This window comes from Streptomyces sp. a15 (assembly GCF_059026085.1).
On the sequence record NZ_JBWLKM010000017.1, the window covers coordinates 96,248 to 119,815 of the forward strand.

26 protein-coding genes are annotated in these 23,568 nt (G+C 71.0%); 13 read left to right on the forward strand and 13 right to left on the reverse strand.

Features of this window, described 5'->3' with window-relative positions:
* The first annotated feature begins 37 nt into the window (after positions 1-37).
* Together AC5P09_RS19745 and AC5P09_RS19750 are read left to right on the forward strand one after the other, a co-directional pair.
* Positions 38-811, forward strand: a complete 774-nt coding sequence (locus tag AC5P09_RS19745; RefSeq protein WP_493875139.1) for a class I SAM-dependent methyltransferase — start codon at positions 38-40, stop codon at positions 809-811.
* Between the two features lie 222 nt (positions 812-1,033).
* Positions 1,034-1,924 carry an RNA polymerase sigma factor SigF gene (locus tag AC5P09_RS19750; protein ID WP_493875140.1) on the forward strand — a complete coding sequence of 297 codons (891 nt, stop codon included), beginning with the start codon at positions 1,034-1,036 and terminating at the stop codon, positions 1,922-1,924.
* An 82-nt stretch (positions 1,925-2,006) separates the two neighbouring features.
* Here the strand turns inward: AC5P09_RS19750 and AC5P09_RS19755 are convergent, their stop codons facing one another.
* Together AC5P09_RS19755 and AC5P09_RS19760 are read right to left on the reverse strand one after the other, a co-directional pair.
* The gene (locus tag AC5P09_RS19755; protein WP_493875141.1) at positions 2,007-2,462 is read right to left on the reverse strand and encodes an ATP-binding protein; all 456 of its coding nucleotides are present in this window, start codon (positions 2,460-2,462) and stop codon (positions 2,007-2,009) included.
* Positions 2,463-2,630: 168 nt separating this feature from the next.
* Entirely contained in the window at positions 2,631-3,800 is a 1,170-nt protein-coding gene (locus AC5P09_RS19760; protein ID WP_493875142.1) for a DUF6777 domain-containing protein, read from the reverse strand.
* 161 nt (positions 3,801-3,961) lie between these two features.
* On the opposite strand from AC5P09_RS19760, the gene AC5P09_RS19765 reads away from it, so the two are divergent.
* Positions 3,962-5,242 carry a streptophobe family protein gene (locus AC5P09_RS19765; RefSeq protein ID WP_493875143.1) on the forward strand — a complete coding sequence of 427 codons (1,281 nt, stop codon included), beginning with the start codon at positions 3,962-3,964 and terminating at the stop codon, positions 5,240-5,242.
* A gap of 42 nt (positions 5,243-5,284) precedes the next feature.
* Complete coding sequence (locus AC5P09_RS19770) at positions 5,285-5,698, forward strand: nuclear transport factor 2 family protein (RefSeq protein WP_493875144.1); 414 nt, start codon at positions 5,285-5,287, stop codon at positions 5,696-5,698.
* Between the two features lie 4 nt (positions 5,699-5,702).
* Here AC5P09_RS19770 and AC5P09_RS19775 read toward each other — a convergent pair whose 3' ends face one another.
* Genes AC5P09_RS19775 through AC5P09_RS19790 form a run of 4 tightly spaced genes read right to left on the reverse strand, consistent with a single transcriptional unit; the run spans position 5,703 to position 10,020 of the window.
* Entirely contained in the window at positions 5,703-6,680 is a 978-nt protein-coding gene (locus tag AC5P09_RS19775; RefSeq protein WP_493875145.1) for a serine/threonine-protein kinase, read from the reverse strand.
* Positions 6,670-7,215 carry a hypothetical protein gene (locus AC5P09_RS19780; protein ID WP_493875146.1) on the reverse strand — a complete coding sequence of 182 codons (546 nt, stop codon included), beginning with the start codon at positions 7,213-7,215 and terminating at the stop codon, positions 6,670-6,672. Before AC5P09_RS19780 ends, AC5P09_RS19775 begins: the two co-directional genes overlap by 11 nt.
* A gap of 8 nt (positions 7,216-7,223) precedes the next feature.
* Positions 7,224-9,563, reverse strand: a complete 2,340-nt coding sequence (locus tag AC5P09_RS19785) for an ABC transporter ATP-binding protein/permease (protein WP_493875147.1) — start codon at positions 9,561-9,563, stop codon at positions 7,224-7,226.
* A 46-nt stretch (positions 9,564-9,609) separates the two neighbouring features.
* The gene (locus AC5P09_RS19790) at positions 9,610-10,020 is read right to left on the reverse strand and encodes a hypothetical protein (protein ID WP_493875148.1); all 411 of its coding nucleotides are present in this window, start codon (positions 10,018-10,020) and stop codon (positions 9,610-9,612) included.
* A gap of 266 nt (positions 10,021-10,286) precedes the next feature.
* On the opposite strand from AC5P09_RS19790, the gene AC5P09_RS19795 reads away from it, so the two are divergent.
* Together AC5P09_RS19795 and AC5P09_RS19800 are read left to right on the forward strand one after the other, a co-directional pair.
* Complete coding sequence (locus AC5P09_RS19795; RefSeq protein WP_493875149.1) at positions 10,287-10,664, forward strand: nuclear transport factor 2 family protein; 378 nt, start codon at positions 10,287-10,289, stop codon at positions 10,662-10,664.
* Positions 10,665-10,738: 74 nt separating this feature from the next.
* Positions 10,739-11,026, forward strand: coding sequence for a DUF1905 domain-containing protein (locus tag AC5P09_RS19800; RefSeq protein WP_493875150.1), 288 nt, complete (start codon positions 10,739-10,741; stop codon positions 11,024-11,026).
* Here AC5P09_RS19800 and mgrA read toward each other — a convergent pair.
* Positions 11,016-12,011 carry an L-glyceraldehyde 3-phosphate reductase gene (mgrA, locus tag AC5P09_RS19805; RefSeq protein ID WP_493875151.1) on the reverse strand — a complete coding sequence of 332 codons (996 nt, stop codon included), beginning with the start codon at positions 12,009-12,011 and terminating at the stop codon, positions 11,016-11,018. The genes AC5P09_RS19800 and mgrA overlap by 11 nt on opposite strands.
* A gap of 127 nt (positions 12,012-12,138) precedes the next feature.
* Between mgrA and AC5P09_RS19810 the strand changes: the two genes are divergently transcribed.
* On the forward strand, positions 12,139-13,023 hold the full coding sequence (locus AC5P09_RS19810; RefSeq protein ID WP_493875152.1) for a LysR family transcriptional regulator: 885 nt from the start codon (positions 12,139-12,141) through the stop codon (positions 13,021-13,023).
* A 28-nt stretch (positions 13,024-13,051) separates the two neighbouring features.
* Complete coding sequence (locus tag AC5P09_RS19815; RefSeq protein WP_493875153.1) at positions 13,052-13,567, forward strand: mycothiol transferase; 516 nt, start codon at positions 13,052-13,054, stop codon at positions 13,565-13,567.
* On the opposite strand, the gene AC5P09_RS19820 is transcribed toward AC5P09_RS19815, so the two are convergent.
* Positions 13,549-14,619: an adenosine deaminase gene (locus AC5P09_RS19820; RefSeq protein ID WP_493875154.1), complete on the reverse strand. Its 1,071-nt coding sequence runs from the start codon at positions 14,617-14,619 to the stop codon at positions 13,549-13,551. The two genes, AC5P09_RS19815 and AC5P09_RS19820, sit on opposite strands and share 19 nt — an antisense overlap.
* 22 nt (positions 14,620-14,641) lie before the next feature.
* Positions 14,642-15,040: a VOC family protein gene (locus AC5P09_RS19825; RefSeq protein ID WP_493875155.1), complete on the reverse strand. Its 399-nt coding sequence runs from the start codon at positions 15,038-15,040 to the stop codon at positions 14,642-14,644.
* 168 nt (positions 15,041-15,208) lie between these two features.
* Between AC5P09_RS19825 and AC5P09_RS19830 the strand changes: the two genes are divergently transcribed.
* Positions 15,209-15,916 (forward strand): dienelactone hydrolase family protein, encoded by a 708-nt coding sequence (locus AC5P09_RS19830; protein WP_493875156.1) that lies wholly within the window; start codon positions 15,209-15,211, stop codon positions 15,914-15,916.
* Between the two features lie 21 nt (positions 15,917-15,937).
* Here AC5P09_RS19830 and AC5P09_RS19835 read toward each other — a convergent pair whose 3' ends face one another.
* Positions 15,938-16,588, reverse strand: coding sequence for a maltokinase N-terminal cap-like domain-containing protein (locus tag AC5P09_RS19835; protein WP_493875157.1), 651 nt, complete (start codon positions 16,586-16,588; stop codon positions 15,938-15,940).
* A gap of 152 nt (positions 16,589-16,740) precedes the next feature.
* Here AC5P09_RS19835 and AC5P09_RS19840 point away from each other — a divergent pair, with 152 nt between their 5' ends.
* Positions 16,741-17,199, forward strand: a complete 459-nt coding sequence (locus AC5P09_RS19840) for a pyridoxamine 5'-phosphate oxidase family protein (protein ID WP_493875158.1) — start codon at positions 16,741-16,743, stop codon at positions 17,197-17,199.
* A 17-nt stretch (positions 17,200-17,216) separates the two neighbouring features.
* On the opposite strand, the gene AC5P09_RS19845 is transcribed toward AC5P09_RS19840, so the two are convergent.
* Together AC5P09_RS19845 and AC5P09_RS19850 are read right to left on the reverse strand one after the other, a co-directional pair.
* Entirely contained in the window at positions 17,217-18,125 is a 909-nt protein-coding gene (locus AC5P09_RS19845; protein WP_493875159.1) for an aldo/keto reductase, read from the reverse strand.
* Between the two features lie 64 nt (positions 18,126-18,189).
* Positions 18,190-19,071: a glycoside hydrolase family 19 protein gene (locus AC5P09_RS19850; RefSeq protein ID WP_493875160.1), complete on the reverse strand. Its 882-nt coding sequence runs from the start codon at positions 19,069-19,071 to the stop codon at positions 18,190-18,192.
* Between the two features lie 228 nt (positions 19,072-19,299).
* Between AC5P09_RS19850 and AC5P09_RS19855 the strand changes: the two genes are divergently transcribed.
* Complete coding sequence (locus AC5P09_RS19855) at positions 19,300-20,166, forward strand: class I SAM-dependent methyltransferase (RefSeq protein WP_493875161.1); 867 nt, start codon at positions 19,300-19,302, stop codon at positions 20,164-20,166.
* Between the two features lie 17 nt (positions 20,167-20,183).
* Here the strand turns inward: AC5P09_RS19855 and AC5P09_RS19860 are convergent, their stop codons facing one another.
* On the reverse strand, positions 20,184-20,630 hold the full coding sequence (locus tag AC5P09_RS19860; RefSeq protein WP_266445754.1) for a MarR family winged helix-turn-helix transcriptional regulator: 447 nt from the start codon (positions 20,628-20,630) through the stop codon (positions 20,184-20,186).
* Between the two features lie 173 nt (positions 20,631-20,803).
* Between AC5P09_RS19860 and AC5P09_RS19865 the strand changes: the two genes are divergently transcribed.
* Positions 20,804-21,916, forward strand: a complete 1,113-nt coding sequence (locus tag AC5P09_RS19865) for a substrate-binding domain-containing protein (RefSeq protein WP_493875162.1) — start codon at positions 20,804-20,806, stop codon at positions 21,914-21,916.
* Between the two features lie 330 nt (positions 21,917-22,246).
* Complete coding sequence (gene urtA, locus AC5P09_RS19870; RefSeq protein ID WP_493875163.1) at positions 22,247-23,503, forward strand: urea ABC transporter substrate-binding protein; 1,257 nt, start codon at positions 22,247-22,249, stop codon at positions 23,501-23,503.
* Positions 23,504-23,568: the final 65 nt, after the last annotated feature.

Here is a 23,568-nt window from a genome sequence, read left to right on the forward strand (position 1 = left end):
CTGGGTGGAATCGCGGCGGCCAAGGGGCGTGGGAACAGTGCTACGAGAGACGTTCAACGAGGTCGCGGAGCTGTACGACCGGGCGCGGCCCCGCTATCCCCGCGCCCTCGTCGACGAGTTGGCGCGCGCCGCGGGCCTCGGGCCGGACAGCCGGGTCCTGGAGGTGGCCCCGGGGACCGGCCAACTCACCGTCCCGCTGGCGGAGTTCGGCTGCCGGGTCACGGGAGTGGAGCTGGGGCCCGCCATGGCGGCCGTGGCCCGGCGGCGGCTGCGGGAGTTTCCCCTGGCCGACGTGGAGGTGGCGGACTTCGAGCACTGGCCGCTGCCGCCCCGGCCGTTCGACCTGGTGGTGTGCGCCACCGCGTTCCACTGGCTCGACCCGGCCGTGCGCCTGCGGAAGCCGGCGGACGCGCTGCGCCCCGGAGGCCGGCTCGCGGTCGTCACCACCGAGCACGTGGCGGGCGGCAGCACGGACTTCTTCGCGCAGGCCCAGCGCTGCTACGAACGCTGGGACCCGGCCACCCCGCCCGGACTGCGACTGCAGGACGAGTCGGAGATCGCCACGGACACGGCAGAGTGGGAACGCGGCGGGCGCTTCGGGCACGTCGTGGCCACCCGGTACCTCCAGGACATCACGTACTCCGCCGACGGGTACATCGACGTACTGCTCACCTACTCGGGCCACCGCGCGCTCGACGAGGCCCGTCGGGACGGCCTCCTGACCTGTGTCCGGGATCTGATCGAAAGCCGGCACGGCGGCAGCGTCACCAAGCGCTACCTGCACGAGCTGATCGTCGCCACCCGTACCTGAGCTGAATCCGCGGCCGCACCGCCACCGGTTTTTCGCCGCATGGACACAGAACAGGCATGCGCCGTCACAGCCCGGGTACGTGCCAGGAAGGACCTGCTCGGCGGTCGGCGTGCATACGTCACCGCTGTCCGGGTACTCGCAGCCGACGAGCGCTGAGCAGGACCCGAAGACAACCGAGGCCGAAGAGGCAGACGTCGAGCCGTGACTTTCGTGGGAGAGGTAATGGACACCGCCGTGATCCGGTCGGAGGCACAGGTCGTCGAGGAGACCGCCGGGACCAGGACGACGGGTGACGGACCGCTGCCGGGAGTCGAGAATCCGCGGACCGTGGCTCCGCGCGACGCGCGAGAGCTGTCCCGCCAGTTCTTCCAGCGCCTGACCGAACTCGAGGAAGGCACGCACGAATACCAGTACGCACGCAACACCCTCATTGAGATGAACATGTCTCTCGTGCGGTTCGCGGCCGGCCGGTTCCGCGGCCGCGGGGACGACATGGAGGACATCGTCCAGACCGGGATGATCGGTCTGATCAAGGCCATCGACCGCTTCGAACTGGCGCGTGAGGTCGAGTTCACGTCGTTCGCGCTGCCCTACATCGTGGGTGAGATCAAGCGGTTCTTCCGTGACACCACCTGGGCGGTGCACGTGCCGCGCCGGCTCCAGGAGCTGCGCGTGGAGCTGGCCAAGGCCCGCGAGGAACTCGCCAGCCGCCTGGACCGCGAGCCGACCGTCGCCGAGCTCGCCACCCTGATGAACATCGCCGAGAGCGAGGTCGTCGAGGCGCAGATCGCCTCCAACGGCTACAACTCCTCGTCCTTGGACGCCGCGCTGACGGGTGACGGCCCCGAGGGCGGCGAGTCGGTCCTCGCCGACTTCATCGGCGTGGAGGAGGACGGGCTGCGGCTCGTGGAGGACTTCCAGTCGCTGGCTCCGCTCATGGCGGAACTGAGCGAACGCGACCGGCAGATCATCCATATGCGGTTCGTGGAGGAGGCCACCCAGGCGGAGATCGGCGAACGCCTCGGCTGCTCCCAGATGCATGTGTCGCGGCTGATCAAGCGGATCATCATGCGGCTGCGCCAGGGCATGCTGGGGGAGCTGGGCTGCGCCTGACCCCGACACACCGCGCAGCGGGTGCCGCCCCACAGGCAGGAATCAGGAGCGGAGCGGCACCCGCGACGGGCGGCTCAGTGCGTCACTCGGTACCCAGGTCCACGACGGCGCGTACGCGCTTGCCGACCGGCACCCGTTCGACGGCGAGGTCGGTCGCGAGCACGTGGACTATCTCCAGGCCGTGCCGGCCGACGCGTTCCGGGTCCTTGGGGAAACGCCGGGGCAGCGCGGCGCTGCTGTCGTAGACGATCACCGCCACCGCCGCGTCCGTGCCCTCCAGCTCCAGGATGTACGGCCCGTTGCTGTGCCGGTCGGCGTTGGTGACCAGTTCGCTCACCACGAGGAGCACCGCGTCCTCGGCCCGGCTCTCGACTTCGGCGCACCACTCGGTCCTGAGCTGCTCGATGAAGCCCGCGGCGAAGGACCTCGCCTCGGCTATGCAACCCGGTTCGCCCGTGTAGTGCGCCGCCCGCCGTAGCGGTTCCACGGGCACGTCGAAACCAGTCGGTACCACTGCCCCGTCCAGATGCTCGATCATGCGTTTCTCTCTCGGAAGCCGGACTGGCCGGACGCTGCTGCACCAGTGCTCGTACCCCGAGCCGCGCGCCCCAGTCCCCCAGTCCCCGTGACGGCGCTTACGCCCTCGTCGAACAACCCGGACGGGTCACAGCGCCGGGGAGGTCGTAGCCGATCCGAGGGACGCGGGCTATGTCGTCGGGTCGGAGGTCAGAGGGGGCTGCGGAGGCGAGGACTCGGGCGACGGCGGCTCGGTCGTGTCCGGGTCGAGGGTGGGCGGTTCGGAGCTCGAGGACGGCGAGGACGGGGCGGTCGACGTCGAAGTCGACGGGCACGGAGTCTCCGCACCGGTGGGCGTCCGCGTGCTGTCGGCGGAGAGGGAGACGCACGGCGGCGGGGAGCCGGTCGTCGGGGACGTCGGCGTGGACACGCTCACGGACGGAGTGGGGTGGCGCGCCGGCGGGTCGGTCTTCTTGTCCTTCTCTCCGGTGTCGCCGCGGGGCCGGGAGAACCAGTCGCCGCGGTCGGGGTCGTAGACCACGAAGATGTTGACGACCTGCACCGAGGGGGTGACCACGACCACGTTCGAGGGCTGGTACGACGGCCAGGAGTCTCCGGTGCGGCGAGGCGTGGTCTGCTGGGCGACGGGCGGGGTGAGCGGGTTGCCGCAGGCGCAGCGGACCCGGGGCACTCCGTGGCCGTCGACGAGGACGGCGGTGCCGGACTGCAGGACGGCCTGGTAGCCGGTGGCGGCGCCGTCGCGGTAGCCGTGGTTGGTGACGCGGGTGTCCATGCGCAGTTGCAGGGGGGTGAGGGAGCGGAGGTAGGCCGGGACCTCGGCCGGGTCGGCGCCGGCGACGGAAGCGAACGCCCGGTTCTTCTCCGGGGCCCCCTGGAGGGCGGTGATCTGCTTCTCCACGTCGCAGCTGGCGACCTTGCGGGTGCCGCCGTAGAGGCCGGGCGCCCCGCCGTCGACGCCGCGCACCGCGTTGGCGGGGGCCGACTCGGTGGTCGGTGAGGCCGAGAGCGGCGGGGCGGAGCTGTCCGTCGCCGTGGACTCGGTGAAGGGGTCGGGGCCGGACTTGCCGGCGGCCTGCAGGAAGACCTCGCCGCCCTTGGCCGAGCCGCCGCCGTCGGACCGGGTGAAGACGACGGTGAGGACCACGGCGGCCACGACCAGGCCGGCGAGGATCGCGACCCGCGGGACGGACCGCCACCAGGGGCGGCCCGGTTCCGGCGCGTGTGCTCCACCGCTGCCCGGGGGCTGTGAGGGCGGGCCCGAGGGCGGCTGGGAGGGACCCGACAGCGGGCCGGAGGGGGGTCCTGTGGGGCGGCCGGAGGACGGCGGTTCGACACTCACGAGCTCTTCTTCCCTACGAGGGATTCCAGCGGCTTCATCAGGCTTTTTCAGCTGATTTCCGCAACATCACCATTGTGTGCTCCGATCCCGTGCCTCCCGCAAGCCGACGCGGACGGCCCTCCCGGCAGGCGCGTCCCCCGGGCGCTGCTTAGCGTGGCAGGGTGAGTGTCCGAACCCGCTCCGACCAGGCAGTCCTCGCCCGCCACGGCTGGGTGCAGGCGGTGGCCACGGTCCTGGGCGCGCTGATCGCCATGGGGATGGTCGCCGCGCTGGGGCTGTGGGCGGCCGGTGCGGCGGACCTTCCGGACAACGCGTTCCCCCGGGTGGTGGCGGCGACCGTCGTCACGGCCGTCGGCGGCACGATCGAGCTGTCGGGGAACGCCGGCGGGCTCGCCGACACGAACGCGGGGCTCACCGTGATCCCGCTCTCGGTCACGCTCGTCGGGGCGCTGGTGCTCGGCGCGGGCTTTCTGCGGCCGCTGCGGCACCGGGCGGTCACGGGTGCCGGGGAGCTGGCCGGGTGGGCGGCGCGGATCGCCGTACTGTGGCTGCTCGCGCTCCTGGGGCTGGCACTGGCGGCCCGCCAGACGTTCCAGCTCTCCCTCGGGGAGGGCACGCTGAGCGATCTCGGCGAGCTGTTCGGTGTGTCGCCGGAGGTCGGTTTCACCACGGACGTGCCACCGACCCTGTTCTTCGGGCTGCTGTGGCTGGCGGGAGTGCTGGTGGTGGCCCTGGCGGTCTCGCGCGGGGCGCCGCTGCCGGCCCGGCTGCTGCGGTTCCAGGCGTCGGTGCGGCCGGCCGCGTACGCCATGGTCGTGCTGCTGCTGGCCTACGTCGTCCTCGGTGTCCTCATCGCCCTGGTCGTCGCGGCGACGCGAGGCCATGCGGTGGAGACGCTCGCGGTGATCCTGCTCGGCATCCCCAACCTGGTCTGGCTCGCTCTCACGATCGGTCTCGGGGCCACCTGGAACGGCCGGGTGGAGGGGCCCTTCGGGCTGCCGATGCCGCACGTCCTCGACGAGGTGCTGCGCTCCTCGGACACCGCCACGCTCAATCTGAGCACGCTCGCCGAGCACGACGGCAGGGTGTGGTGGCTCGTCGTCGTGGACGCCGTGCTGCTGCTGGCCGCCGCCTTCGTCATGGCGGCCCGCTCACCGGCCCGGATGCGCGCCTGGCAGCACGCCGTGCACATGGCGGTGGCCCTCGCGCTCACGGTGCTCATGATCTGCCTCGTCGGCCGCATCTCCGCGCACTACGGCCTGTCCGTCCTCGGCATCGGTGACCTCGGCGGCGACTTGGGCGGCGACCTGTTCCTGAAACCCGAACTGTGGGCGGCGGTCGGCCTGGCCCTGCTGTGGGGGCTGGTCACCGGGTTCCTGGGCGGGCTGCTGGCCACGCCGGTCCGGCGGCGGGGCATCGCCGGAAACGGCTCGCAACGGTGACGTCGAGTAGGTAACGTGCGCCCGGTCGAAGAAGGGCAGGGCATGACACTGGCACTCGAAGACCGCCTGGCCGTCACCGAGTTGATCGCACTGCACGGGCACCTGATGGACGCCGGGGAGCTGGAGCGCTCGGGGGAGCTCTACACCCCGGACGTCGTCTACGACCTGTCCGACTTCGGCCAGGGCGAGGTCACCGGCATCGCCGCCCTCACGGCGGCGGCCCTGGCTCTCGGCGCGGCGAACCCCGTCGCGCACCACGTCACCAACGTGGTGATCGAAGAGGCGGCCGGGGACCGGGTGCGGGCTCGGTCCAAGGGGCTGGCCGTGATGGCGGACGGCTCGTGCGGATCCGTGACGTACGAGGACACCGTGGTGCGCGTCGCCGACGGCTGGCGTATCAGCCACCGCAGGGTGCTGGCGCGGCGCGTGCCGCTGAACGGGCTCGGTCAGGGCTGACGGCCTACCGCTTCCCGAAGACCGGTTCGGCCCACCGTGGCGGGGGCTTCGGCCGGTCCTGATCCGGTGCCACGACACTCGGGACGACCTCTGTCGGCGGGTGGCCGACCGCCGGGGCGCCGCGCAGGGCCGCGACGAAGGCGAGGCAGGAGTCGTAGCGGTCGTCGGGGCTCTTGGCCAGGGCCTTGGCGAACACGGTGTCGAGGTACGGGGCGAGGTCGGAGCGGGACTCGGTCAACGGGGGCGGTTCGTCGTACTGGTGGGCCCACAGCAGGGCCATGTCGTCGTCGCGGCGGAAGGGCGGGCGGCCCGCGAGGGTCTCGTAGACGACGCAGGCGAAGCCGTAGACGTCGCAGCGGCCGTCGACGGGGCGGCCGGAGATCTGCTCGGGGGCCACGTAGTCGAGCGTGCCGACGAACTGGCCGACCGTGGTGAAGCCTGTCAGGGACAGGGACTTCTTCGTCAGGCCGAAGTCGGTGAGGTAAACGTGCTCGGGGTGGTCGGTGTCGGTGCCGCGGGCCACCAGGATGTTGCCGGGTTTGACGTCGCGGTGGACCAGGCCGTGCTCGTGGGCCGCGTCCAGCGCGGAGCCGACCTGGGCGGCGATGCGGACGGCGGTCGCCAGCGGCAGGGGGCCGTCGCGGTCCAGGAGGTGGCGCAGGTCACTGCCGGGGACGTAGCGCATCGCGATGTACAGGACGCCGTCCGTCTCGCCCGCCTCGAAGACCGGCACGATGTTCGGGTGGTCGATCGCGGCGGCCACATGGGACTCGTGGGTGAAGCGGCGGCGGAAGGTGTCGTTGCGGGCGAGTTCGGGGGCGAGCAGTTTGAGGGCGACGGTCCGGTCCAGGCGCAGGTCCCGGGCGCGGTAGACGACGGCCATGCCGCCGCGGCCGATCTCGTGCTCGATGCGGTAGCTCGCGACCTGCTTGCCGATCAGCTCGGAGGGCCGGCCGGAGAAGAGGCTCGCCTCACGCGCCATCGGGCGTCACGACCTGGGTCGGGGCGTGCCCGGGGTCCGCGGCGGCGGTGCGGGGCCCGTCGTCCGTGACGTAGGTGCTCAGCCGCGCCCCGTCCGCGTAGGCCCACCTGCCCTGTTCGGCGTCGTACAGCCACATCGACTCCCCGTCCACGACGACACCGAGCCGCAGTCCCCGCGTCCGCACGCGGAAGGCCTCGCCCGCCAGCCCGCCGGCCGCCAGTTCCTCGACGGCGGCCCGGTAGCGGGCCAGCGTCTGTTCGGCGCGGGTGAGCAGCGGGCGGGGGTCGGCGGTGCGGGTGAGGGGGCCGTCGGCGAGTGGCGGGTCCTGGGGTACGGCGACCAGGTGGCGGCCGTCGACCCAGGCGGACCAGCCGTTGGCGCACAGGACGCGGCCCCAGTCGCCGCGTCGCTCGACGAGCTGGACCGGCAGCAGCGCGTCGAGGGGCACGGTGGGGCGGGCGGGGTCGGGGGCCTCCCAGGCGGGCATCCCGTTCTGGGGGACGACGTGGGTGGGCCGGAAGCCGACGGTTGTCATCGCGGCCCCTACTTCCGCATCACGGCGGGTTCGTGCCGGCGCAGCAGCCGGGAGACGACGTACCCGAAGACCGCCGACAGCACGACCAGCATGAACACGTTCAGCAGCCACACCCCGGCCGAGTGCTTGAACAGCGGATCGCCGGTGAGCTCGCCGGGCACGATCCGGGCCAGGCCGACGGTGCCGGCCATCGCACCGAGGGCCCACCGCGAGGGCACCAGCCACGCCAGCTGTTCCAGACCGGGCACGCCGTCGAGCTTCAACAGGGCGCCGCAGAAGACCACTTGGACGATGGCGAGCAGCACGAGCAGCGGCATCGTCACCTCTTCCTTGCGCACCATGGCGGAGACCAGCAGGCCGAGCATCATCGCGGTGAACGCCAGCAGGGCGACGGCGACGGTGATTTCGGCAAGGGGTGGCATCAACACGCCTTCGCCGCCGGGTGCGTTGAGATCGACGCCGAGCAGGGCGACCAGGGTCAGTACCACGGCCTGCAGCACGGTGATCGTGCCGAGGACGACGACCTTGGACATCAGGTACGCCGATCTGGACAGGCCGACCGCCCGTTCACGCTGGTAGATCACGCGTTCCTTGACGAGTTCGCGCACGGCGTTGGCCGCGCCGGTGAGGACTCCGCCGACGCACAGGATCAGCAGGGCGTTCATCGCCGTTTCCTGGGTCAGCTTGCTGCCGGCCAGGGCCCGGCCCATGGCGCCCATCACGAACGGCAGCGCGATCATGATGGCGAGGAAGGTGCGGTCGGCGCTGAGGGCGGCCGCGTACCGGCGCACCAGGGTGCCAAGCTGGGCGCCGCGACTGCGAGGCCGGGCCGGGGGCGTGATGAGGACGGGGCCCTCGCGGGGCCGCCGGGGCTGCGCGGTCGCGTCCAGGACGTAGCGGCGCTGGGACGGGGAGGTGCGGAACTCCCCCGCCCAGTCGCGCTCGCGGTCCCGTTCGAAGGCCTCGAAGGCCTCCGGCCATTCGGCGAAGCCGAAGAAGGCGAGGGCGTCCTCGGGCGGGCCGTAGTAGGCGATCTTCCCGCCGGGCGCGAGCACGAGGAGCCGGTCGCAGACGTCGAGGCTGAGGACGCTGTGGGTGACGACGATGACGGTGCGGCCGTCGTCGGCGAGGCCGCGCAGCATGTGCATCACCGAGCGGTCCATGCCGGGGTCCAGGCCCGAGGTCGGCTCGTCGAGGAAGAGGAGGGACGGCTTGGTCAGCAGCTCCAGGGCCACGCTGACCCGCTTGCGCTGGCCGCCCGACAGGCTGTGCACGGGCTGGCCCGCCCGCTCCTCCAGCCCGAGCTCCCGGATGACCTCGTCGACCCTGGCCCGGCGCTCGGCCTTGGCGGTGTCCTGCGGGAAGCGCAGTTCGGCGGCGTAGGACAGGGCGCTGCGGACGGTCAGCTGGGCGTGCAGGATGTCGTCCTGCGGGACGAGGCCGATGCGCTGGCGCAGCTCGGCGTAGTCGCGGTAGAGGTCGCGGCCGTCGTAGAGGACGGTGCCGTGGTCGGCGGGGCGCTGGCCGGTCAGGGCGTTGAGGAGCGTGGACTTGCCCGCTCCGCTCGGGCCGACGACCGCGAGCAGGCACTTCTCCCCCACCGGGAACGACACGTGGTCGAGGAGGGTCTTGCGGCCGTGGTCGACGGCGACGGTGAGGTCCTGTACGTCGAGGGAGACCTCGCCGGTGTCGACGTACTCCTGCAGCTGGTCGCCGACCAGGCTGAACGCCGAGTGGCCGATGCCGACGATGTCGCCGGGTCCGACGAGGGCGCGGGTGATGGACAGGCCGTTGAGGAACGTGCCGTTGTGACTGCCCAGGTCGACGATCTCGTACGTCCCGTCCGGCAGGGCGCGCAGCTCGGCGTGCCGGCGGGAGACGACCAGGTCGTCGATGACCAGGTCGTTGTCCTCGGCGCGGCCGATGCGCACGGTGCGGGTGGGCAGCGGCCGTACGGTGGTCGGCTGCCGGAAGGTGCCGGTCAGCGCGGGCATCGAGACCGCGGACGGGCGCTCCGGTGCCGGGGGCGGCAGGCCGGCCAGGACGGCGCACGGGCCGTCGGCGGGGCTGCCGAAGCGGATGACGCTGCCGGGGCCGACACCCCACTCGTGGACGCGGCGGCCGTCGGCGTAGGTGCCGTTGGTGCTGTTCTCGTCCTCGAGGGTCCAGTGGTCGGCCTCGGGCCGCAGTACCGCGTGGTGCCAGGAGACCCGGGCGTCGTCGATGACGATGTCGCACAGGGGATCGCGACCGACGTGGTAGTCGTGGCCCGGACTCATCACCGTGGAGCCGGTCTCGGTCTCCACCACGAGTTCGGGCGCCGTCGGTGCCACCGGCCGCTGCGCCATACCCGAATTCTACCGATGAGGACCGGTCTGCGCCCGGCGTCGCCGGTCAGGCCACGGGCGTGAACAGTGTCGAGGCGGTCCGCTGCATCCGCAGGGCGTCCACGGACTCCGCCAGCAGTTCGTACTCGGTGGTGTCGTCGCAGGCGGCGATCCTCACCAGCCGCCCCGCGGCCAACTCGTCGGCGATCAGCGCCTGTTGGTCCGGGTCCCCGCACCAGGACCGGAGCACGGCGGGCACGTCGAGCACCGTGTCCGCCACCGGGACGAGCGCGCCCGCCGGTAAGTGCTCGGACTCCGGCTGGGGGTCGAGGCGGTCGGCGATCCAGGCGGCGCGGTCGCGCAGCCACCACAGGGCGAGGGCGAGGGTGGGAGCCCGGTAGGTCCCGAGCGGCACGCCGATGCGCCGCCCGCCGCAAGTGCCGTACCCCGTGACATGGCACAGGAATTCGTCGTGCACGATCCACTCCCCCGCTGCTTCGCTAGCCTGCCGGCCGGGCCTCGCTTTCCATGCGGCTCATGTGCTGTGCGTGACGGGTGCTTCGCTGGATGTGAAGCCCTAACAGTCGAGTATGTTCACTACTGAAACACTGTCACCACGACTTTTTGGCCAGTCTCCTGGCATATTCACGGCCCTTCCTGGCCGAAAAATGACGAGTACATGGGGACGCCGTCATTACCTGAGGGGTAATCGACCGCCGGGAGCGATCCGGGCATGGTTCCGGTATGAACTCAGACCGATACGAGAATGCCGTCGCCCGCTACTTCGAGGCCTGGAACGCCCGGGAGACCGAGGCGCGGGCCAAAGCGGTCGCCGCCGCCTGGACCGCGGACGGCGGCTACACCGACCCGTTCAGCGAGGCCGGCGGTCACGAACAGATCGCCGCTGTCATCGCCGGGACCCACGAGCAGTTCCCGGGCTTCGCCTTCCGGCTCGCCGGCGCGGTGGACGGGCACCACGACACGGCGCGCTTCTCCTGGGAACTGGTGAGCGAGACCGACGGCTCGGCGCCCGTGGCCGGCTCCGACGTGATCGTCCTGGACGCGGACGGCCGGATCAAGGCCGTGCTCGGCTTCCTCGACCGGGTGCCCGCCGGGACGTGAGGGACCGGTCCGCGATGAGTTTCTCCGCTCCCGGCGGTCTCTAGAGGAGAAGACCACCAGGAGCGGAGACCATCATGGGTACAACCGGAAAACTGGACACCGAATTCACCGCCGTCCTGCGCAGGAGTCCGCAGGAGGGCGGCTGGACCTATCTGGTCTGGCCCGACTCCGTCGCCTTCTTCGGCACCCGAGGGCTGGTCAAGGTGCGGGGCACGATCGACGGGCACCCCTTCCGCAGCTCCTTCATGGCCCTGGGCGACGGCACGCACAAACTGCCCGTGAAGGCCGAGGTGCGCAAGGCGATCGGGAAGGAGGAGGGCGACACCGTGACCGTGCGGCTCGAGGAGCGGATTACGGCTTGATCACCTTGTTGATCCGGGCCAGTTCGTCCGCGTCGAAGTCCAGGTTCGCGAGGGCGCCGACGCTGTCCTCCAGCTGCTGCGGGCTGCTCGCGCCGACCAGGGCGGAGGTCACCCGGCCGCCGCGCAGCACCCAGGCCAGCGCCAGCTGGGCGAGGCTCTGACCGCGGGACCTGGCGATGTCGTCGAGGGCGCGCAGCCGGCCCACCAGGTCCTCGGTGACCGCGTCCGAGTTCAGGAACGGGCTGTCGCTCGCCGCCCGCGAGTCCTCGGGGATGCCGTCGAGGTAGCGGCCGGTCAGCAGGCCCTGCTCCAGCGGGGAGAACACGATGGAGCCGACCTGGAGCTCGTCCAGCGCGTCCAGGAGGCCCTCGTCCTCGGGACGACGGTCGAGCATCGAGTAGCGGGGCTGGTGGATCAGCAGCGGGGTGCCCAGCTCGCCCAGGATGCGGGCGGCCTCACGGGTCTGCTCCGCGGAGTAGTTGGAGATGCCGACGTAGAGCGCCTTGCCCTGCTGGACCGCCGAGTGCAGGGCGCCCATCGTCTCCTCCATGGGAGTCTCCGGGTCCGGGCGGTGCGAGTAGAAGATGTCGACGTAGTCCAGGCCCATCCGCTTCAGGCTCTGGTCGAGCGAGGACAGCACGTACTTGCGCGAACCCCATTCGCCGTACGGACCGGGCCACATCAGGTAGCCGGCCTTGGTGGAGATGACCAGCTCGTCGCGGTACGCAGCGAAGTCGTCCTTCAGTGCCTCGCCGAACGCGGACTCGGCGGCGCCGGGGGGCGGGCCGTAGTTGTTGGCCAGGTCGAAGTGGGTGACGCCGAGGTCGAAGGCGCGGCGCAGGATGGCCCGCTGCGTCTCGACCGTGCGGTCCGCCGGGCCGAAGTTGTGCCACAGTCCGAGCGACAGCGCGGGAAGCTTCAGTCCGCTGCGGCCGGTCCGCCGGTAGGGCATGTCGGCGTAGCGGTCGGGGTGTGCGGTGTACAACGCGACTCCTGAGGGTTGGGCACGGTGGAACCAGGTTCCCTGAGAACCGCTGCCCACTCTTTCGCGACCTGGGGTCAGTGGTCCAACAGAAGAATCCGATGGAATTCAGCGGATAAGCTTCTCAATCATGGAACTACGCCATCTTCAGCACTTCGTGGCGGTCGCCGAGGACCAGCATTTCACCCGGGCCGCCGAACGGCTGCTGGTGTCGCAGTCCGGTCTGTCCGCCTCCATTCGCGCACTGGAGCGGGAGCTGCAGACCCCGCTGTTCGTCCGGACGACCCGGCGGGTGACACTCACCGAGGCCGGGCGGGCGCTGCTCGGCGAGGCCGAGCGGATCCTGGCGCAGGTGCGGTCGGCGCACGAGGCCGTCGCCGCCGTACAGGGCGTACTGCGCGGCACGCTGGCGCTGGGCACCGAGCAGTGCATCGCGGGCGTGCACGTGGCGCGGCTGCTGGCCGCGTTCCGGCGGCTGCATCCGGACGTGGAGATCCGGCTGCGGCAGGCGGGGGCGGGGGCGCTCGCCGAGGAGGTCGCCGCCGGCCGCCTCGATCTCGCTTTCGCGGTCCGTACGCACGCGGACTCCGACCAGCTGCGTTCCGTACCGCTGACCAGCGAGCCGATGACCCTGCTGTGCCATCCCAGCCACCGGCTCGCGACCGCCGGCGCGGCGGTCACGCCGGACGAGCTCGGCGGCGAGATCTTCGTCGACTTCCACCCGGACTGGGGGCCGCGCCGGATCACCGACGCCGCGTTCGCCGCGGCGGGCGTCCGGCGGACGGTCGCGCTGGAGGTGAACGACGTGCACAGCCTCCTCGACCTGGTGGACGAGAACCTCGGCATCGCCGTCGTACCGCGGCACTTCCGGCACAAGCGGGAGACCCTCGCCGCCCTGCCGCTGAAGGGCACCGACGAGGCGGTGTACGAGACGGTCGCGCTGCTGCCGCCCCCACAGGCGGCCAGCCCGGCGGCACGGGCACTGATGACGCTTCTGGAGACAGAGGGCGCGTGACGGACGCGGATGCGCGATGGTGGACCGTATGCATGCCAAGGACATCCTCATCGACGCGTACAGCCGCATCCAGGAAGAGGTCCATGCCGCCGTCGAGGGCCTCGGGTCCGACGACCTCAACGCGCGCCCCGGCGCCGACGCCAACTCCGTCGCCTGGCTGGTCTGGCACCTCACCCGGGTCCAGGACGATCATGTGGCCGACGCCTCCGGGCTCGACCAGGTCTGGTTGTCACAGGGCTGGGAGAAGCGCTTCGGACTCGACCTGCCGCGCCTGGACACCGGCTACGGCCACAGCTCGGCGAAGGTCGCCAAGGTGCGGGTCGACTCCGCCGACCTGCTGACCGGGTACTACGACGCCGTGCACGAGCAGACCCTCGGGTACGTGCGCGGGCTGGCCGCCAAGGACTTCGAGCGCATCGTGGACGAGCGCTGGGATCCGCCGGTCACCCTGGGCGTACGGCTGGTCAGCGTCCTGTCCGACGATCTCGAGCACGTCGGCCAGGCCGCCTATGTCCGCGGGCTGCTTCAGAGCGCGGCCGCGTAGCCCGGCAGGACGACGTCCTCGATGAGGGCCTCGCGCTCGTCGAACGGGATGAACGCGCTCTTGAGGGCGTTCACCGTGACCGTGCGCAGGTCCTCGATCGTCCAGCCGGCCTCCTGGACCAGCAGGGACATCTCACGGGTCATGGTCGTGCCCGACACCAGACGGTTGTCGGTGTTCAGGGTGACCCGGAAGCCGAGGTCCTTCAGCTCGGTGATCGGGTGCTCGGCGATCGAGGTGGCCGCGCCGGTCTGGAGGTTCGACGTCGGGCACATCTCCAGGGCGATACGGCGGTCACGCACCCAGCCCGCGAGACGGCCGAGCTTGCCGTCCACGATGTCGTCGGTGATGCGGACGCCGTGGCCGATGCGCTGGGCGCCGCACACCTGCAGGGCCTGGTGGATGCTGGGCAGACCGTGCGCCTCACCGGCGTGGATGGTGAACGGGACGCTCTCCCGGCGCAGGTGCTCGAAGGCAGCCAGGTGGTCGGCGGGCGGGAAGCCGTCCTCGGCGCCGGCGATGTCGAAGCCGACGACGCCCGCGTCGCGGAAGGCGACAGCCAGGTCGGCGGCCTCCCGGACGCGGTCGAACATCCGCATGCCGCACAGCAGGGTGCCGACTAGCACCGGGGTGCCCGCGGCCGCCGCCTTCGCCATGCCGGCCGCCAGGCCCTCCTGAACGGTCTCGACGACCTCGGGCAGGGCCAGCCCGCCGTTGACCAGCAGCTCGGGGGCGTAGCGCACCTCGCCGTAGACGACGCCGTCCGCGGCGAGGTCGAGGACGTACTCCTCGGCGGTGCGCAGCAGACCCTCGCGGGACTGCATGACAGCCAGGGTGTGCTCGAAGGTGGCTATGTAGCGGACCAGGTCACCGGAGTTGGCGGCCTCGAAGTACCAGGCCGCCAGGGCGTCCGGGTCGGTGGTCGGCAGGGTGTGGCCGACCGCGTCCGCGAGCTCCACCACGGTGGCGGGGCGCAGGCCGCCGTCGAGGTGGTCGTGCAGCACGGCCTTGGGCAGCCGGCGGAGGGTGTCGGTGTCGATGCGGGGCGCGGTCATGTGCGGTGTGTCTTTCTCGGGCTCAGGCGGTGATGGTGGGCTGGAGCAGGTCCCAGCGGTTTCCGTACAGGTCCTGGAAGACGGCGACCGAGCCGTACGGCTCGTGGCGCGGGGCCTCCAGGAAGGTCACGCCGGCGGCGAGCATGCGGGCGTGGTCGCGGGCGAAGTCGTCGGTGTGCAGGAAGAAGCCGACGCGGCCGCCGGCCTGGTCGCCGACGCGGGCGCGCTGGCCCTCGTCCTTGGCGCGGGCCAGCAGCAGATCGGTGCCGTCCTGATGAGCGCTGGGCCGTACGACGACCCAGCGGGAGCCGTCGGGGCTCGGGGTGTCCTCGACGAGCCGGAAACCGAGGGCCTCGGTGTAGAAGCGCATCGCCTCGTCGTAGTCGTCGACGACGAGGGTGACCAGGGCGATGCGTCTCATCGGGGCCTTTCGGGAGGGGTGATTGACGCGAGAGGTTATACGTAAAACTTCGTGTGCGCCAGTCAGCCGGGAGGGGGCGTCGATGCGGCCCGGTCGGTGCATGACAGGCTGGAGATAACGTCGGGGGCTGCGCCCCCACCACGCACTGCCGCACAGGAGTCGAGTGCCATGACCGAACTGCCGAAGTCGACCGGTGCCCCGGCCCGTCAGAACGTCACGTTTCCCAGTGGCGGGACCACCGCGCACGGCTACTTGGCACTGCCGCCGTCCGGGCGCGGACCGGGCGTCATCGTCATCCAGGAGTGGTGGGGTCTGACCGACCACATCGCCGACATAGCCGACCGGCTCGCACGGGAGGGTTTCGTCGCCCTCGCCCCCGATCTCTACGGCGGCAATGTGGCCCACGAGAGCCAGGAGGCCCTGCGAATGATGCAGGCCCTCCCGGTGTCGCACGGTGTCGAGCTGCTGTCCGGCGCCGTCGACCATCTGCTGTCGCTGCCCGAGGTCACCTCCGACACGGTCGGCGCGGTCGGCTTCTGCATGGGCGGCGGCTTCGTGCTGTACCTGGCCGCGGCCGATCCTCGGGTGAGCGCCGCCGTGCCGTTCTACGGCGTCGTCCAGGGCGAGCTGCCCGACTTCACGGGACTCAAGGCTCAGGTGCTCGGGCACTTCGGCGAACTCGACCAGAGCATCCCGGCCCAGACCGTCGACCGGTTGGCCGAGGCCATTCAGCAGCAGTCGGGGGTGACCCCCGACTTCCGCCGCTACCCGGCCGACCACGCCTTCTTCAACGACGGCCGCCCGGTCTACCACGCCGAGTCGGCGGACCGCGCCTGGCGGAGCACCGTGCCGTTCCTGCACGAGCAGTTGGACTGAACCGCTCCTGACTGAACCGCTCTACGGGTGCAGGACGGCGAACAGTCCCTGTTCGCGTGCCCCGTCCGGCGTGGTCCACGGGGCGGCGACGTGTCCGGTCGCGCCCTGCGGCGGGAGGGGCGCGTCGTCCGGGGCGGGGCGCAGGACCCGGTGCAGGCGGAGCGTCGCGCCCTCCGGCAGGGACAGTTCGCTGCCCTCTTCGGTGTCGGTGACGGTGAGAGCGGCCGAAGGGGCGGGGACCGCGCCCGCGCAGGAGCGGATGACGTCCGGGTCGGGCGTGTCGTTGATGCTCTGGGCCTGGGCCTGCGCGCGGCCCTCGATCAGGGCGAGCAACTGGGCCACCAGCACCGGGTCGTGGCAGCCGTCGTAGGCCCATCGCTGCCCCAGCACGCCATGCTCCATGGTGCCGACGAGGGCGTGCTCCGCCCCGTCGAGCGGGGCGCCGCGATAGGTGAGCGGCACCAGATAGGTGACCGGGTGGGTGCCGGACGTGTCGGTGACCACCATGAACTCGATGCCGACCTCGCCCTCCGGATCGTCGAGGCGGAACCCGCCGGCCTTGGTCAGCTCGGGGTCGCCGGGACCGCCGGAGTACCAGGGGCGGGTGGGCAGCCAGGCGGTGAGCAGTTCGAGCTTGGTCGGCTTGAGGGTGGTGCGGTGGATGACGGCCATGCGGAAGGTTCTCTCTCCGTTGATCGGATGCGGGCCTCCACACTCTGCCACCGGCGCGGCACCGGGCGGACGGTCACCCGACGAGATCCGGAAAGCGGGCCTAGGTCTCCGGCCCGAGGCGGCGAGAGGGGCGGGCGGGTAGCGTCCCCGGTATGAAGATCACCGAGCCGCCCCGTACCGCCGAGCAGCGCAAGCGTGACGTACTGGCCCGTCTGGAACGGGAGTTGGACGTGTGGGTGGCGTCGGCCGACTCCGACGGGCTGCCGTGTCTGGTCGCGCTGTGGTTCGTCTGGGACGGCGAGGCCGTCTGGGTGTCCACACGGCTGACCAATCCCACGGGGCGCAATCTACGTGACGGCGGCCGGGCCCGGCTGGCGTTCGGGGACACCCAGGATGTCGTCCTCCTCGACGGGGAGGTGCGGACGTTCGAGGGGCGGGACGTGCCGGGCTCGGCCGCCGACGTGTTCGCGGCGAAGACGGGCTGGGATCCGCGCGCGGACAGCGCGTCGTACGCGTTCTTCCGCATCCTGCCGTACGCCGTGCAGGCCTGGCACGGGGAGCACGAGTTGCGCGGCCGGCATCTCATGCGGGACGGCGTGTGGGATGCCTGAGGGGTGACCGGGGCCGGTCAACCGGCCTTCTGATGCAGTGCGTTGAGCGTGCCCATCTCGTCGTCGGTGAGCCGGATCGCGCCCGCTGCCACGTTCTCGGCGAGGTGGTCGGGGTTGCCGGTGCCCGGGATGGCCAGCACGTGGGGGCCTTGGTGCAGGGTCCAGGCGATTCTGACCTGGGCGGGGGTCGCGTCGTGGGCCCGGGCGACGGCGAGCACCGCGTCCTCGTGGTGGGTGGTCGCGCCCATGGGACCGGCGTCGCCCGCGACGGCGAAGAACGGCACGAAGGCGATGCCCTGTTCGCCGCACAGCCGCAGGACTTCGTCGGTGGCGGGGTCGTGGGAGTCGAGTCCGAACCGGTTCTGCACGCACACCACCGGCGCGACGGCCTGCGCCTCGGCCAGGTGCCGTGGCTCGATGCCGGAGATGCCGAGGTGTCGGATCAGGCCCGCCTCGCGCAGGTCGGCGAGGGCACCGAAGTGCTCGGCGATCGAATCCTGCCCGGTACGGCGGAGGTTGACGACGTCGAGGTGATCGCGGCCGAGCTGGCGCAGGTTCTCCTCGACGTGGCCGCGCAGTTCGTCGGGGCGGGGGGTCGAGGTGCTCCACTCCCCCGAGTAGTCGCGGAACGGACCGACCTTGGTGACGACGACCAGGTCGTCGGCGTACGGCGACAGCGCGCTGTTGACGAGTTCGTTGGCGGAGCGCAGGGCGGAGAAGTAGAAGGCGGCCGTGTCGATGTGGTTCACACCGAGCTCGACCGCCTTGCGCAGGACGGCGATCGAGCGTTCCCGGTCGCTGGGCGTCCCGTGGTGGAAGGCGGCGCTGCCCGTCAACCGCATCGTGCCGAAGCCGATGCGGTTGACGGTGAGGTCGCCGAGTTTCCAGGTGCCCGCGGCGTCCGCGGCGATCGTTTCGGAGGTCATCGGCGGAGTCTGGCATACGGGCGATACACCGCCGTATGCACTTTGCGAACTCCTGTACAGCGACTCAGCAGTACAGGTTGCCGCCCGGCGACACCCCGAGGATCTGGGCGAACTGCTGGTACTTGGTCACCCGGCTCTGCACCTGCGCCGGGTTCTTGCCGTCGCACTCCAGGGAGCCGTTGATGCTGCGGATCGTCTGACCGAAGCCGGCGCTGTTGACCATGGCGTTGTGCGGGGTCATGGTGCCGGGGCCGCTCTGGGTGTTCCAGTACCACAGGGCCGTCTTCCAGGCGACGGCCGCGTCGTTCTGCACCAGCCAGGGGTTGTTGAGCAGGTCTATCCCCAGGGCGTCGCCCGCGGCCTTGTAGTTGAAGTTCCAGCTGAGCTGGATCGGTCCGCGTCCGTAGTAGGCGGCCTGCCCGGCCGGGCAGCCGTACGGCTGACTCCAGTCGCAGTAGTGCGGGTAGTTGGCGGTGTTCTGCTCGACCACGTGCACCAACCCGCCCGTCTCGTGGCTGACGTTGGCGAGGAAGGCGGCCGCCTCCTGCTTCTTCACCGTGTCACTGCCGGTGTTGGCGAAGCCGGGGTAGGCGCCGAGGGCGGCGGTCAGGCCGCGGTAGGTGTAGAACGGGTTCCGGCTCGGGAACATCTGGTTGAACTGGGCCTCGCCCACCACGAAGGTGGCGACGGAGCCGCTGTCGCAGGCGTACGGCTCCCAGTACCAGGTGCTGATGGTCGGGTCGTAGCCCGGGGTGTCGTGTTCGGCGATGTAGGCCTTGCCGTCGGTGTACCGCACGACGTTGCCGGTGACGTACGACTTTCCCGCCACCCAGCTCGGATAGCTCGAGCAGGCGGCGGCGGACGCGGGCGAGGCCGGCAGCAGGACCGGCACGGCGCCGCCGAGGACGAGAGCGGCGACCACGGCGGAGATACGGCGTCTCGACACAGGATCAACTCCTTTGCGGAGCACGGCCGCACCCGGATAGGGGCAGGGCGGAGCCGGGCCTTGAGCGCACATGCCGGTCGGCCCGGCACGGCGTGGGCGCGGCCGTGGTGGGGGGTGGTGGCAGCACACTCAACTCCTTTGGTCTGTACCAGTCAAGGGTGTAGACCAGTCAACTCACGTGGGTCGCGGGGAATGGCGGGTCGGGACTCGGTCGGAGAAGGTGAGGAGATGAGCGAACAGCAGGTCGACGTGTGGGCCGCCGGCGATGCCTACGAGCGGTACATGGGCCGGTGGAGCCGGCTGGTCGCGGCCCGGTTCGTGTCCTGGCTCGGCTGCGAGGCCGGTCTGCGGTGGCTGAACGTGGGCTGTGGCTCGGGGGCGTTGACCCAGGCGGTGGCCGCCCGCTGCCGCCCCCGGTCGCTGCTGGGATTGGAGCGGTCCCCGGGGTTCGTCACCACGGCCCGAGCTTCCGTCTCCGCACCGGCGCGCTTCGCCCGGGCGGACGCACAGTCGCTGCCGGTGCCCGACGCCGTGTTCGACGTGGCCGTCAGCGGGCTCGTCCTGAACTTCCTGCCCGGGCCGGGCAGCGCGGTGGCCGAGGCGGCCCGGGCGGTGCGGCCGGGCGGGCTGGTCGCCGCGTATGTGTGGGACTACGCCGAAGGCATGGGGTTCCTGCGCCGCTTCTGGGATGCCGCGATCGCGGTGGATCCGTCGGCCGGGGCGCTGGACGAGGGTGGCCGGTTCCCGCTGTGCGGCCCGGAGCCGCTGCGGGAGCTGTGGAGTGGGGCAGGGCTGGTGGAGACGGCCGTCGAGCCGATCGAGGTCCCGACCCGCTTCGCCGGGTTCGCCGATCTGTGGGAACCGTTCCTGGCGGGCCAGGGCCCGGCTCCCGGTTACGTGGCAGCACTGTCACCGGACGTGCGAGCCCGGCTGCGGGAGACCCTGCGGGAGGCGGTGCCGACCGGTCCGGACGGGGCGATCGAGCTGGAGGCCCGCGCCTGGGCGGTCCGCGGTCGCAGGCCCGTCGCCGGCCCGGAAACAGCGGGACCGGACCTTCACCTACGTACGGGCCCGGACCTTCACCTACGGAGGTGATGCGTGGCAGTCGGCGATCAGCGGGCAGACTCCGCGGACGCCCCGTCGAGCGTGTCGACGAGCCGCTCCAGCAGGCCGCGCAGCAGTTCGTCGTCGCCGTCGTTCATGACCGGCCAGCGCTCGCGGACCTCGCGGCTGATGCGCCGCCAGTAGCTCTGGCCGCGCGGGGTGAGGTGGGCGAGGATGCGGCGACGGTCCAGGGGGTCCACCCGCCGGTAGACGAGGTTCTGGTCGACGAGGTGGTCGACCAGCTTGGTGAGCGTCGGCGGCGGCAGGAACACCGCTTCGGCCACCGCCGTCATGTAGTGGCCCTCGCCGTCGGCGAGCAGGGCCAGCACCCGCCAGGAATCGAGCGAGCAGCCGTCCTCGTCGAGGACGGTCTGAAGCCTCCGCGCGGCCAGTCGTTCGGCCCGCGTCAACAGCTGCATCAGATCCTGGGGCTGGCGCGGAGGTGGGGTGGGCATCCTTCTCCTCGGTCCCGGGGTCCGGACATCGTACAAGTGCCGCTCCCCCAAAGGATCGCCTCCTTCTCACGCTTCTCCCCCACCACCTCACTCCCCACTCCCCTCACCCACCCTCACCGACCGGTCCACGAGACGGACTGGAGTTCACCGGGCCGACCCGGAATCATGACCGCATGCTCGAGCTCGATCCCCACCCGCTCGACTGGTTCACAGTCGACGACTCAGCGATCAGCGTGGCACTGGTGTTCCCGATGCAGGGAGCGGCGGGGATCTTCGGGCCGGCCTGTGAACTGTGCGCGCGGCTGGCCGCGGAGGAGATCAACCACGCGGGCGGGGTGCTCGGCAAGGAACTGCGGCTGCTGCCGGTCGACGGCGGCGCCGAGCCGCGGGAGATCGCCGACCGGGTCGAGGCCCTGGTGGAGCTGGGCGTCGTCCAGGGCGTCACCGGCTGGCACATCTCCTCGGTACGCCAGGCGCTGGCCCCGCGGATCGCGCACCGCGTGCCGTACGTCTACACCGCGCTGTACGAGGGCGGCGAGCACACCACGGGCGTCTTCCTGACCAGCGAGACACCCGACGACCAACTGCGCCCGGCGATACACCTGTTGGCGGGTGAGCGCAGGGTCCGGCGCTGGTTCGTGGTCGGCAACGACTATGTGTGGCCGCGCCGCACCGCGCGGGCCGCCCGCGCCTACGCGCACGAGTCCGGTGGCGATATCTGCGGCCAGGCCTATCTCCCGCTGGGCACCCACGAGTTCGACGCGGCGCTGCGCCGCATCGAGGAGTCTCAGGCGGATGCCGTCCTGATGCTCCTGGTGGGCAGTGACGCGGTGCGCTTCAACCGGGCGTTCGCCGCCGCCGGGCTCGACCAGCGCTGTCTGAGGCTGAGCACGCTCATGGACGAGAACATGCTGATGGCCAGCGGCCCCACGGCCACGGCGGACCTCTACAGCACCGCCGGGTTCTTCGCCTCGCTGGCGAACCAGGACACCCTCGACTTCCACGGCCAGTACGCCGGGCGGTTCGGCGTCGAGGCGCCGGCCGCGGGCAGCCTCGGCGAATCCTGTTACGAGGGCGTGCTGTTGCTCGCCGCGCTCATCGCCCGCGCCCGCACGCTGGACGTGGCGGCGATCGGCGCGGCGGCCGACTCCGTGTCCTACGAGGGACCGCGGGGACTGCTGCGGCTGCGGGGCAGCCATGTGCGGCAGCGGATCTACCTCGCCCGGGCGGACGGCGTGGACTTCGACGTCCTCACCCAGCTCGACCTCGACCCCGCCCGCCCTTGACCCCGCCCGCCCTTGACATGTACCTACCCCACCGAGATACTTCACGCAGGAAGTAATTAGAATGCCTCGGGCGACGTGTGAATTCCGGTGAGGAATGCGGCCCGAGGTTTTTTTGTGTCCCGATTCGTTTCCTGCGGAGAGCCGGAAGATACAGCCGGGTAAGTCACGCGAAACGCAATGGCAACAGGCTGACTTGAGGCTGTGGACCGCACTTCAGGGAACCAGCCGGTACGCCACCAGGGGAAAGCTGGACGCTCGCGTCACCACCGCGACTGAAGGGCTGCTGATTCCTTCCCTTTCAGTTGTCCTCCCCGGGACAAGGAGGTTCTTTTGTCCAGCGTTCCCAGCATTCACCGGCGTCGGCTTCTGGCCGGTACCGCGGCGCTCGCCGCCGTCGTGGCGCTCTCCGCGTGCGGCGCGAAGACCGACGCGGCAGGCTCGTCCGACAAGGCCGCGAAGATCGACACCAGCGGTGACACGGTCAAGGTCGGCCTGCTCAACTCGCTCTCCGGCACCATGGCGATCAGCGAGGTGACCGTACGCAATTCGCTCCAGCTCGCCATCGCGGAGATCAACGCCAAGGGCGGTGTCCTCGGCAAGAAGATCAAGCCGATCAGCGAGGACGGCGCCTCCGACTGGCCGACCTTCGCCGAGAAGGCCACCAAGCTGATCAAGGAGGACGGCGTCGCGGCCACCTTCGGCTGCTGGACCTCCGCCAGCCGCAAGGCCGTCAAGCCGGTGTTCGAGAAGAACAAGTCGCTGCTCTTCTACCCCGTCCAGTACGAGGGCCTGGAGGAGTCGCCGTACATCTTCTACACCGGCGCCACGACGAACCAGCAGATCATCCCCGCCCTCGACTACCTCAAGAGCCAGGGCAGGAAGAAGCTCTACCTGGTCGGCAGCGACTACGTCTTCCCGCGGACCGCCAACAAGGAGATCAAGGCGTACGCGAAGGCCAACGGCATGACGATCCTCGGCGAGGACTACGCGCCGCTGGGCTCCACGGAGTTCAGCACGATCGCCAACAAGGTGAAGGCGTCGAAGGCGGACGCCGTCTTCAACACCCTCAACGGCGACTCGAACGTGGCCTTCTTCAAGGAGTACAAGTCCGCCGGCCTGAGCGCCGCGACCATGCCGGTCGTCTCGGTGTCGATCGCCGAGGAAGAGGTCAAGTCGATCGGAACGCAGTACCTGGAAGGGCAGTTGACGGCCTGGAACTACTACCAGACCACCCCGGGCGCCGCGAACACCACGTTCGTGAAGGCGTACAAGGCCAAGTACGGCGCGGACAAGCCGACCAGTGACCCGATGGAGGCCGCGTACACCTCGGTCTACCTGTGGAAGGCGATGGTCGAGAAGGCGAAGTCCTTCGACCCGGAGAAGGTGAAGGCCGCCTCCGACGGCATCACCTTCGACGCGCCCGAGGGCCTGGTCACCGTGGACGGTGCCTCGCAGCACATCTACAAGACCGCCCGGATCGGCAAGATCGGCAGCGACGGTCTGATCGAGCAGGTGTGGGACTCCGGAAAGCCCATCAAGCCGGACCCGTTCCTCAAGGGCTACCCCTGGGCCGCCGGCCTGTCCTGACCGCTCGTCACGCGGGGGCCTCGCACGCCGGGGCCCCCGCTCCCGCCCGCACCCTCCCGGGAGCC

Bases quoted from the DNA above. Each gene is read 5' to 3' on its own strand.
- AC5P09_RS19750 (WP_493875140.1), top strand. From the start codon at position 1,034: ATGGACACCGCCGTGATCCGGTCGGAGGCACAGGTCGTCGAGGAGACC.
- AC5P09_RS19755 (WP_493875141.1), bottom strand. From the start codon at position 2,462: ATGATCGAGCATCTGGACGGGGCAGTGGTACCGACTGGTTTCGACGTG.
- AC5P09_RS19770 (WP_493875144.1), top strand. From the start codon at position 5,285: ATGACACTGGCACTCGAAGACCGCCTGGCCGTCACCGAGTTGATCGCA.
- AC5P09_RS19775 (WP_493875145.1), bottom strand. From the start codon at position 6,680: ATGGCGCGTGAGGCGAGCCTCTTCTCCGGCCGGCCCTCCGAGCTGATC.
- AC5P09_RS19780 (WP_493875146.1), bottom strand. From the start codon at position 7,215: ATGACAACCGTCGGCTTCCGGCCCACCCACGTCGTCCCCCAGAACGGG.
- AC5P09_RS19785 (WP_493875147.1), bottom strand. From the start codon at position 9,563: ATGGCGCAGCGGCCGGTGGCACCGACGGCGCCCGAACTCGTGGTGGAG.
- AC5P09_RS19795 (WP_493875149.1), top strand. From the start codon at position 10,287: ATGAACTCAGACCGATACGAGAATGCCGTCGCCCGCTACTTCGAGGCC.
- AC5P09_RS19800 (WP_493875150.1), top strand. From the start codon at position 10,739: ATGGGTACAACCGGAAAACTGGACACCGAATTCACCGCCGTCCTGCGC.
- AC5P09_RS19810 (WP_493875152.1), top strand. From the start codon at position 12,139: ATGGAACTACGCCATCTTCAGCACTTCGTGGCGGTCGCCGAGGACCAG.
- AC5P09_RS19815 (WP_493875153.1), top strand. From the start codon at position 13,052: ATGCATGCCAAGGACATCCTCATCGACGCGTACAGCCGCATCCAGGAA.
- AC5P09_RS19820 (WP_493875154.1), bottom strand. From the start codon at position 14,619: ATGACCGCGCCCCGCATCGACACCGACACCCTCCGCCGGCTGCCCAAG.
- AC5P09_RS19825 (WP_493875155.1), bottom strand. From the start codon at position 15,040: ATGAGACGCATCGCCCTGGTCACCCTCGTCGTCGACGACTACGACGAG.
- AC5P09_RS19830 (WP_493875156.1), top strand. From the start codon at position 15,209: ATGACCGAACTGCCGAAGTCGACCGGTGCCCCGGCCCGTCAGAACGTC.
- AC5P09_RS19835 (WP_493875157.1), bottom strand. From the start codon at position 16,588: ATGGCCGTCATCCACCGCACCACCCTCAAGCCGACCAAGCTCGAACTG.
- AC5P09_RS19840 (WP_493875158.1), top strand. From the start codon at position 16,741: ATGAAGATCACCGAGCCGCCCCGTACCGCCGAGCAGCGCAAGCGTGAC.
- AC5P09_RS19845 (WP_493875159.1), bottom strand. From the start codon at position 18,125: ATGACCTCCGAAACGATCGCCGCGGACGCCGCGGGCACCTGGAAACTC.
- AC5P09_RS19855 (WP_493875161.1), top strand. From the start codon at position 19,300: ATGAGCGAACAGCAGGTCGACGTGTGGGCCGCCGGCGATGCCTACGAG.
- AC5P09_RS19860 (WP_266445754.1), bottom strand. From the start codon at position 20,630: ATGCCCACCCCACCTCCGCGCCAGCCCCAGGATCTGATGCAGCTGTTG.
- AC5P09_RS19865 (WP_493875162.1), top strand. From the start codon at position 20,804: ATGCTCGAGCTCGATCCCCACCCGCTCGACTGGTTCACAGTCGACGAC.